Source organism: Pseudomonas sp. P5_B2 (assembly GCF_056400445.1).
Genome location: NZ_JBFULH010000326.1, coordinates 1 through 4,668, shown reverse-complemented (window position 1 = coordinate 4,668; position 4,668 = coordinate 1). Strand labels below are relative to the sequence as shown.

4 protein-coding genes are annotated in these 4,668 nt (G+C 61.3%); all 4 read left to right on the top strand.

Features of this window, described 5'->3' with window-relative positions; translation table 11 throughout:
• Positions 1-187, top strand: a 187-nt coding sequence (locus AC1DRJ_RS19545; protein WP_477803595.1) for an acyl-CoA dehydrogenase family protein, incomplete at its 5' end; no start/stop codon positions are given.
• Between the two features lie 166 nt (positions 188-353).
• Positions 354-1,898, top strand: coding sequence for a carboxyl transferase domain-containing protein (locus AC1DRJ_RS19540; protein WP_477803596.1), 1,545 nt, complete (start codon positions 354-356; stop codon positions 1,896-1,898).
• A 13-nt stretch (positions 1,899-1,911) separates the two neighbouring features.
• Complete coding sequence (locus AC1DRJ_RS19535) at positions 1,912-2,724, top strand: gamma-carboxygeranoyl-CoA hydratase (RefSeq protein ID WP_477803594.1); 813 nt, start codon at positions 1,912-1,914, stop codon at positions 2,722-2,724.
• A partial coding sequence (locus AC1DRJ_RS19530) for an acetyl/propionyl/methylcrotonyl-CoA carboxylase subunit alpha (protein ID WP_477803593.1) occupies positions 2,724-4,668 on the top strand: 1,945 nt, incomplete at its 3' end. The genes AC1DRJ_RS19535 and AC1DRJ_RS19530, both read left to right, overlap by 1 nt.

The window sequence follows — 4,668 nt, the reverse complement described above, 5'->3', positions numbered from 1 at the left end:
CTACAGCGCCGAATGCGCGACCCGAATGGCCCTCGACGCGATCCAGATTCTGGGCGGCAACGGTTACATCAACGAATTCCCGGCCGGACGTCTGCTGCGTGACGCCAAGCTGTACGAAATCGGCGCCGGCACCAGTGAGATCCGTCGCATGCTGATCGGTCGTGAACTGTTTAACGAGACGAAATAAATTTCGTCAGCGGCAAGCTACAAGCCCCATGCGGCAAGAGAACTGTGCTCTTGCTTCAACTTGTAGCTTGTAGCTTGAAACTTGAAGCTGCTACGGAGTAGCCCCCTTGATCCTACATACTCAGCTCAACCCCCGTTCGGCGGAGTTCGCCGCCAACAGCGCGGCGATGCTCAAGCAGGTCGACGACCTGCACACCCTGCTTGCCCAAGTGCAGCTCGGTGGCGGCCCAAAGGCTCAAGAACGCCACACCTCGCGAGGCAAACTACTGCCCCGCGAGCGGATCAACCGCTTGCTCGATCCGGGTTCGCCGTTTCTGGAAATCAGCCAGCTGGCAGCCTACGAGGTGTACGGTGAAGACGTTCCGGCCGCAGGCGTGATTGCCGGAATCGGCCGCGTGGAAGGGGTCGAATGCATGATCGTCGCCAACGACGCCACTGTGAAAGGTGGCTCGTATTACCCGCTGACCGTGAAAAAACACCTGCGCGCCCAGACCATCGCCCAACAGAATCGCCTGCCGTGCATCTATCTGGTGGACTCCGGCGGCGCCAACTTGCCACGTCAGGATGAAGTGTTCCCCGATCGCGAGCACTTCGGGCGGATCTTCTTCAACCAGGCCAACATGAGCGCCATGGGCATCCCGCAGATTGCCGTGGTCATGGGCTCGTGCACCGCCGGTGGTGCCTATGTGCCTGCGATGGCTGACGAAGCGATCATGGTGCGCCAGCAAGCGACGATTTTCCTCGCCGGCCCGCCGCTGGTGAAAGCCGCGACCGGTGAAGTGGTCAGCGCCGAAGACCTGGGCGGGGCCGATGTGCACTGCAAGATTTCCGGGGTCGCCGACCATTACGCCGAAAGTGATGAACACGCCTTGGCCATTGCCCGCCGCAGCGTCGCCAACCTCAACTGGCGCAAGCTCGGCGAACTGCAACAGCGCGCACCTATTGCGCCGTTGTACAGCAGTGACGAGTTGTACGGCGTGGTCTCGGCGGACGCCAAGCAACCGTTCGATGTGCGCGAAGTCATCGCGCGTCTGGTCGATGGTTCGGTGTTCGATGAATTCAAAGCGCTGTTCGGGACCACGCTGGTGTGCGGCTTTGCTCACTTGCATGGTTACCCGATCGCAATCCTCGCCAACAACGGCATCCTGTTCGCTGAAGCTGCGCAGAAAGGCGCACACTTTATCGAACTGGCCTGTCAGCGCGGCATCCCGCTCCTGTTTCTGCAAAACATCACTGGCTTCATGGTCGGCCAAAAATATGAGGCCGGCGGCATCGCCAAGCACGGGGCGAAATTGGTGACGGCAGTGGCCTGCGCCAAGGTACCGAAATTCACCGTGATCATCGGCGGCAGTTTTGGTGCCGGTAACTACGGCATGTGCGGTCGGGCTTACGACCCGCGCTTCCTGTGGATGTGGCCAAACGCGCGCATTGGCGTGATGGGCGCCGAGCAGGCTGCCGGGGTGTTGGTGCAGGTCAAACGCGAACAGGCCGAGCGCAGTGGTCAAGGCTTCAGCGCAGAGCAGGAAGCCGAGATCAAGCAACCGATCCTCGATCAATACGAAGAACAGGGTCACCCCTACTACTCCAGCGCACGGCTGTGGGACGACGGCGTCATCGACCCGGCACAAACCCGCGATGTGCTGGCCCTGGCCTTGTCCGCGTCGTTGAACGCGCCTATCGAACCGAGCCGCTTCGGCGTGTTCCGGATGTGATCGGGAGAAAATCATGAGCGACTTCAAGACCCTCGAACTGCTGGCCGACCCACGGGGTTTCGCCACCCTGTGGCTCAGCCGTGAAGAAAAGAACAACGCGTTCAACGCCGAAATGATCCGCGAACTGATCCTCGCGCTGGACACTGTCGCGAGCGACACCAGCCTGCGCTTTTTGCTGGTGCGTGGACGCGGCAAACATTTCAGTGCCGGCGCCGACCTGGCGTGGATGCAGCAATCGGCCGAACTCGATTACCACACTAACCTCGACGACGCCCGGGAACTGGCGGAGTTGATGTACAACCTCGCCAAGTTGAAAATCCCGACCCTGGCCGTGGTGCAAGGCGCGGCCTTCGGTGGTGCGCTGGGCCTGATCAGTTGCTGCGACATGGCCATTGGCGCCGACGAAGCGCAGTTCTGCCTGTCGGAAGTGCGCATCGGTTTGGCGCCAGCGGTGATCAGCCCGTTCGTGGTGCAAGCCATTGGTGAACGCGCGACACGTCGATATGCGCTGACCGCCGAACGTTTCGGCGGTCAGCGGGCGCGGGAAATCGGCTTGTTGTCGGAAAGCTATCCGGCCACTGAGCTTGAACAAAAAGTCGAACAGTGGATCGACAACCTGCTGCTCAACAGCCCCGCCGCCATGCGCGCCAGCAAAGACTTGTTGCGTGAAGTCGGCCACGGCGCGCTGACACCGGCACTGCGCCGTTACACGGAAAACGCCATCGCYCGCATCCGCGTCAGCCCCGAAGGTCAGGAAGGATTGCGCGCCTTTTTGCAAAAGCGTCCGCCAACCTGGCAAGCCCCCACCACCAAGGAGCCGCGTTGATGAGCGCACCTGTTCTCACCACCCTGCTGGTGGCCAACCGTGGCGAAATCGCCTGCCGGGTCATGCGCACCGCCAAAGCGCTGGGCCTGACCACCGTGGCCGTGCACAGCGCCACGGATCGTGAAGCGCGACACAGCCGCGAGGCGGATATCCGCGTCGACCTCGGTGGCAGCAAAGCCGCCGACAGTTACCTGCAAATCGACAAACTGATTGCGGCAGCCAAGGCCAGCGGCGCTCAGGCGATCCATCCGGGTTACGGCTTTTTGTCGGAGAACGCCGGGTTTGCCCGCGCGATTGAAGACGCCGGCCTGATCTTCCTCGGTCCGCCCGCCTCGGCCATCGACGCCATGGGCAGCAAATCCGCGGCCAAAGCGCTGATGGAAACGGCCGGCGTGCCGCTGGTTCCCGGTTATCACGGCGAAGCTCAAGACGTTGATACTTTCCGCGATGCCTGTGAGCGAATCGGTTATCCGGTGCTGCTCAAGGCCACCGCTGGTGGTGGCGGCAAAGGCATGAAAGTGGTCGAGGAAGTCAGCCAGTTGGCCGAAGCCCTGGCCTCGGCCCAGCGTGAAGCGAAATCCTCTTTCGGCGATTCGCGGATGCTGGTGGAGAAGTACCTGCTCAAACCGCGCCACGTGGAAATCCAGGTGTTCGCCGACCAGCATGGCAACTGCTTGTACCTGAATGAACGCGATTGCTCGATCCAGCGTCGTCACCAGAAAGTCGTTGAGGAAGCACCTGCGCCAGGCCTGAGCCCGGAGCTGCGTCGTGCCATGGGCGAAGCCGCTGTTCGCTCGGCACAAGCCATCGGTTATGTCGGCGCTGGCACCGTGGAGTTTTTGTTGGATTCGCGCGGTGAGTTCTTCTTTATGGAGATGAACACGCGCCTGCAGGTTGAGCACCCGGTCACCGAAGCCATCACTGGCCTTGATTTGGTGGCCTGGCAGATTCGCGTGGCCCGTGGCGAAGCGCTGCCGATGACGCAGGCCGAAGTTCCGCTGATTGGCCATGCGATTGAAGTGCGTCTGTACGCAGAGGACCCGGCCAATGATTTCCTGCCCGCCACCGGGCGCCTGGAACTGTATCGTGAGTCAGCCGAAGGTCCGGGACGTCGGGTCGACAGCGGGGTTGAAGAAGGCGACGAAATTTCACCGTTTTACGACCCAATGCTCGGCAAGCTGATTGCCTGGGGCGAGGATCGGGAACAGGCGCGTTTGCGCTTGTTGAGCATGCTCGATGAGTTTGCGATTGGCGGGCTCAAGACCAACATCAACTTCCTGCGCCGGATCATCGCGCACCCTGCGTTTGCAGCGGCAGAACTGGACACCGGGTTTATCCCGCGTTTTCAGGAGCAATTGTTGCCGGCGCCTTCGGACCTCAGTGACGGGTTTTGGCAGGCTGCAGCTCAGGCGGTTGCCCAGAGTCAGCCAGACTCACCGCGTGCAGATGACGCGAGTTCGCCATGGGCAATCAGCAATGGTTTCCGTGCCGGTTTGCCGAAAGAAATCACCCTGCACTTGAGCTGCGAAGGCCAGGACAAGGCGCTGACCTTGGGCAACATCAGCACCGCCCACCTTCAAGGTGAGCAATTGCTCACTGAGCACAACGGCGTACGCCGCCAGCATCGGACGATCCGTCGCGGCGACTATGTCTATCTGCAATGGGAAGGTGAACTGCGCCGCATCGAGTCCTACGACCCTATCAGCGCCGTCGAAGCCAGCCACAGCCATCACGGTGGGCTCACCGCCCCGATGAACGGCAGCATCGTGAGAGTACTGGTGGAGGCCGGGCAAACGGTCGAAGCCGGGGCGCAATTGGTGGTGTTGGAAGCGATGAAAATGGAGCACAGCATTCGTGCACCCCATGCGGGTGTAATCAAGGCGCTGTATTGCCAGGAAGGCGAAATGGTCAGCGAAGGCAGTGCGTTGGTAGAGCTGGAAGAAG